6 protein-coding genes and 1 pseudogene are annotated in these 3,752 nt (G+C 63.8%); 4 read left to right on the forward strand and 3 right to left on the reverse strand.

Annotated elements, in window-relative coordinates:
• Together AHiyo1_RS26075 and AHiyo1_RS02415 are read left to right on the forward strand one after the other, a co-directional pair.
• Positions 1-92 (forward strand): annotated as a pseudogene (locus AHiyo1_RS26075) (thiazole synthase); the annotation flags it as partial.
• A gap of 62 nt (positions 93-154) precedes the next feature.
• Positions 155-487 (forward strand): 4a-hydroxytetrahydrobiopterin dehydratase, encoded by a 333-nt coding sequence (locus tag AHiyo1_RS02415; RefSeq protein WP_059387501.1) that lies wholly within the window; start codon positions 155-157, stop codon positions 485-487.
• A gap of 31 nt (positions 488-518) precedes the next feature.
• Here AHiyo1_RS02415 and AHiyo1_RS02420 read toward each other — a convergent pair whose 3' ends face one another.
• The 3 genes from AHiyo1_RS02420 to AHiyo1_RS02430 are packed head-to-tail and all read right to left on the reverse strand — an operon-like array spanning position 519 to position 1,672.
• Positions 519-821, reverse strand: a complete 303-nt coding sequence (locus tag AHiyo1_RS02420; RefSeq protein ID WP_059387502.1) for a hypothetical protein — start codon at positions 819-821, stop codon at positions 519-521.
• A 36-nt stretch (positions 822-857) separates the two neighbouring features.
• Positions 858-1,082 (reverse strand): DUF3107 domain-containing protein, encoded by a 225-nt coding sequence (locus tag AHiyo1_RS02425; protein ID WP_059387503.1) that lies wholly within the window; start codon positions 1,080-1,082, stop codon positions 858-860.
• 50 nt (positions 1,083-1,132) lie between these two features.
• A complete protein-coding gene (locus tag AHiyo1_RS02430) occupies positions 1,133-1,672 on the reverse strand; it encodes a TetR/AcrR family transcriptional regulator (protein ID WP_441432517.1) in 540 nt (179 codons plus the stop codon).
• A 203-nt stretch (positions 1,673-1,875) separates the two neighbouring features.
• Between AHiyo1_RS02430 and moeB the strand changes: the two genes are divergently transcribed.
• Complete coding sequence (moeB, locus tag AHiyo1_RS02435; protein WP_059387504.1) at positions 1,876-3,075, forward strand: molybdopterin-synthase adenylyltransferase MoeB; 1,200 nt, start codon at positions 1,876-1,878, stop codon at positions 3,073-3,075.
• A gap of 34 nt (positions 3,076-3,109) precedes the next feature.
• Positions 3,110-3,752: SDR family NAD(P)-dependent oxidoreductase (locus AHiyo1_RS02440; protein WP_253257124.1), on the forward strand; the 643-nt coding region annotated here is incomplete at its 3' end.

A 3,752-nucleotide genomic window follows, 5' to 3' on the forward strand; every position in this document is an offset into this window, starting at 1 on the left:
CCGGTAGGCTGGCGAAGCAGGCGGGCCGCATCCCGCGCAGGGAACACGCCCTGGCCTCCTCGGCCATGGAAGGCCGGGCCGAGTTCCTCTAGCGGCCGACGCTGGCCGCTCCGGGGATTCCTGCGAAGATTCCGCGTCTGTGAAGGAGCCCCGAATGGCCGGCAAGGACGACATTCTTTCCAGGTCCGCTATTGACGACGCCCTGGCGGAGCTGCCGGACTGGCGGTATCGCCAGGGCGCCCTCGTCACCGCCTACAGGTGCCCGACGTCGGCTGCCGCACTCGAGTTGATTGCCGCCGTCGGGCGCATTGCCGAACAGCAGAACCACCACCCGGACCTGGACTGGCGCTACAACCGGGTGTTCATCCGCTACACGTCCCACGATGCCGGGAGCGAGGTAACGCAGCGCGACGTCCGGGCGGCTAAGAGCGTCAGCGAAGCGGCCGCGGAAGCCGGGGCAGTTGCCAAACCGGAAGCCACGCCATGAGCCGGATCCGTAGCTAGAGCCGCAGCGCTGGTTAGAGCCTCAGCGCCGCGGTCAGCTGGGCGGTGTCGTGCCGCTTCCGATGGCGGCCCAGGAAGTAGGACGCCACGGCGGCCGCCACGGTCCCCAGAATGATGGGCAGGACCCACGGGATCCACGTCACGCCAGGCTGGTAGCCAAAGCCAAGTTGGATGAAGATCATCCAACTCAGCATGGCTACGGCGACCGAAACGCCGGCGGGCAGGGTGATTCCGTACGTTCCACGGTGTTTGTCAGTTCCCCAGACAATGAAGCCTGAAGCGATGGTGGCTAGCGCCACGATGACAAGTGAGAGCATGCGGACTCCTGGCTCGCTGGTGTTCTTGCCTGTTGCTTAGAGGGCGCCGAAGCCGACCCGGCGTACTTCCTCGGCGCCGATCTCCACGTATCCGAGGACATTGCCGGGAACGATGACCTGGCGGCCCTTTTCGTCGGTCAGGCGCAGGTCCGTGCCGTTGGCAATGGCCTCGCTCACGATCTTGGCAACAGCCTCGGCGTCGAGAGCGGACTCAAGCGCGATCTCACGGCCAACATTCTGAATGCCGATCTTTACTTCCACAGCGGGGCCTCCCAGCCAATCAAAAAAATACTCAGTCCTCTATTTGTAGTCTAGGACTCTTTCGGGAAGCGACTGATTCCGCGCCAAGCTAAACGGTAGATCAGGTCGCTGGCGACATCGAGGTCCAAATCGCCGTCGGTTTCGAGCCAATACCGCGCGCTGACCTGCGCCATTCCCGCCAGGCCCCGGCCCAGCAGCTGGGCCTCCAGCGGGGGCAGCTTGGTGTCTTCGGCGATGACCTTGGCGACGGCGTCGGCGAAGGTGCGGTTGAAAGTCTCCAGCCGGGAGCTGACGTCCGGGTCATTGATGAGATCGGATTCGAAGACGAGCCGGTGGGCTTGGTCATCGCCCGCGATGAAACGGTAGTAGGCGCGCATGACGGCCTGGACGCGCTCCTTGTTGTCCGACGTCGAATTCAGCGCCGTGAGCATCTGGTCCGTGAGCGTGGCCAGGTGGCTGTCGAGGAGGGCCATGTAGAGCTCCCGTTTCGACGGGAAGTGTTGGTACAGCACCGGCTTGCTGACATGGGCGGTCTCGGCGATTTCGTCCATCGCCGCACCATGGAAGCCGTTGGCAACGAAAACTTCCAAGGCGGCATTCAAGAGCTGGGCCCGGCGCTCATCGCGTGGCAACCTGGCCGAACGGGGCGAACCGGTCCGATCTTGCCTGACCTGCGCCTCTTGTTTGATACGTGCACTCTCGGCCACTTGTCTGCCGCCTTTCCCCTTGCAGTTATGACCACAATACTGCGCAGTAATATGACCGGGCGGCACCTGCGGGGATACTTTGAAGTATGGCCACTACTTTTGCTGCCCAAACGTTGCCGTCTTCGCTGCCGCCACTCGTGGAACCGGCCGCGGGACTGACCACCGAAGAGGTGGAACGCTACTCGCGCCACCTCATTATTCCCGAAATCGGAGCGGCCGGTCAGCGTCGGCTCAAGAATGCCAAAGTCCTCGTGATCGGAGCCGGCGGACTGGGCTCTCCGGCGTTGCTCTACCTCGCCGCCGCCGGGGTGGGGACGCTCGGAATCGTGGACGACGACGACGTCGACCTCAGCAACCTGCAACGTCAGATCATCCACCGCGTGGGCGATGTGGGACGGCCGAAAATCGAATCGGCGCGTGACGCCATCAAGGAACTCAACCCGCTCGTCAGCGTGCAGCTGCACAACGTGCGCTTGGACTCCTCCAACGCTTTGGAGATTTTCTCGGGCTACGACCTCATCCTGGACGGCGCGGACAACTTCGCCACCCGGTACCTGGTCAACGATGCTGCCGCGATTCTCGGCAAACCGTACGTCTGGGGATCCATTTTCCGCTTCGACGGCCAGGTCAGTGTGTTCTGGGAGAAGCACGGACCCAGCTACCGCGATCTCTACCCGGAGGCCCCTCCCGCCGGCTCGGTCCCGTCCTGCGGCGAAGGCGGCGTGTTCGGCATGCTGTGCGCCGCTGTCGGCTCGCTCATGGTGACCGAGGCAGTCAAGCTGATCACCGGCGTCGGGCGCTCCATGCTAGGGCGCGTGGCGCTCTTCGACGCGCTCGGCGGCAGCTGGCGCGAAATCAAGGTTTCGAAAGACCCGGAGGCCGAGCCGATCACAGAATTGACCGATTATGAGGCTTTCTGTGGCATCACCCCTGCGCCCGCAAGCGACTCGGTTCCGACCGTCACGCCCACCGAACTTTCCGGAATGCTCGAAGCCCGCGCAGCAGGGGAACGCGACTTCGAATTGGTGGATGTCCGCGAGATCGGTGAACACGAGATTGTGAGCATCGACGGTTCGGTGCTCATCCCGCAGGGACGCATCCTGGCGGGAGAGGCCTGGACGGAACTCCCGCAGGACAAAGAGATCGTCTTCCACTGCAAGGGAGGTACCCGTTCCGCGGCTGTGCTCGCGGCTGCACAGCGTGCCGGCTACACACGCGTGAGCCACCTCGACGGCGGGATCCTGGCGTGGGTGCACGACGTCGAGCCAAACAAGCCGGTTTACTGACCCCACAACGCCCGTGAACACGAAAGGTCCCGATATGAGCGAGGAATCCATGACCACACCGCAATATCCCATCGGATCGGGCTTCGGCCATGGCTCCACGGCATCTGACGTTGTGGCGGGGTTGGACCTTCACGGTAAGACGGCAATTGTCACGGGCGGCTATTCCGGGCTCGGCCTGGAGACGGTGAGGGCGTTGTCCTCCGCTGGCGCCCGGGTCACGGTTCCCGCCCGGCGTCCCGAACATGCCAAGGAGGTCCTCGGCGCGGCCGGCCTGGCGAAAGTGACCGTGGAGGGCCTGGATCTATCCGATCAGCAAGCAGTGAAGGATTTTGCGGCACGCTTCCTGGAATCGAACCCAACGCTGGACATCCTGATCAACAACGCGGCGATCATGGCCAGCCCGGAACAACGTGTGGGTCCGGGCTGGGAATCGCAATTCGCCACCAACCACTTGGGCCATTTCACGCTTCTCAACACGTTGTGGCCCGCGTTGGCAGCTGCCGGCTCGGCCCGCGTCGTGTCCTTGTCCTCCACGGGGCACAAACTCTCGCCCATCCGTTTCGAGGACCTCAACTTCGAGAACGGCTACGACAAATGGAAGGCTTACGGCCAGGCGAAGACGGCCAACGCACTGTTCGCCGTCGAGCTGCCGTCTGGGGCGCTCCTCCGGGGTGGCG

It is taken from the genome of Arthrobacter sp. Hiyo1 (genome assembly GCF_001263615.2).
In the GTDB taxonomy this organism is placed as follows: domain Bacteria; phylum Actinomycetota; class Actinomycetes; order Actinomycetales; family Micrococcaceae; genus Arthrobacter.